Origin of the sequence: Phenylobacterium hankyongense, from assembly GCF_003254505.1 — a bacterium.
In the GTDB taxonomy this organism is placed as follows: domain Bacteria; phylum Pseudomonadota; class Alphaproteobacteria; order Caulobacterales; family Caulobacteraceae; genus Phenylobacterium; species Phenylobacterium hankyongense.
Genome location: NZ_QFYP01000014.1, coordinates 1 through 394, shown reverse-complemented (window position 1 = coordinate 394; position 394 = coordinate 1). Strand labels below are relative to the sequence as shown.

At 52.0% G+C, this 394-nt stretch carries 1 protein-coding gene; it reads left to right on the top strand.

Annotated elements, in window-relative coordinates; all coding sequences use genetic code 11:
• On the top strand, nucleotides 1–394 hold a 394-nt coding region (locus DJ021_RS18470), incomplete at both ends, for a hypothetical protein (RefSeq protein WP_207801908.1).

The following is a 394-nucleotide window of genomic DNA, read 5'->3' as shown; positions in this document are numbered from 1 at the left end:
CTGTGGAAGACATTCTTCGAGAAACATGAGGACTACAAGTTCAACGGCCTGGCATGGCTCTTCCTTGGAGTTCCCACAAGCAGCTCTCTTCTGTACAAGGAGGAATTTGAAAAGATGAAGGAGAAGTATCCAGACAACTTCAGGCTCGACTTCGCGGTCAGCAGAGAGCAGACGAACGAGAAGGGGGAGAAGATGTACATCCAGACGAGAATGGCCCAGTACGCCGAGGAGTTGTGGCAATTGCTGAAGAAGGACAACACCTACATCTACATGTGCGGGCTCAAGGGGATGGAGAAGGGGATCGACGATATCATGGTCTCCTTGGCTGCGAGGGATGGCATTGACTGGGTCGAGTACAAGAGGCAGTTGAAGAAGAGCGAGCAGTGGAACGTCG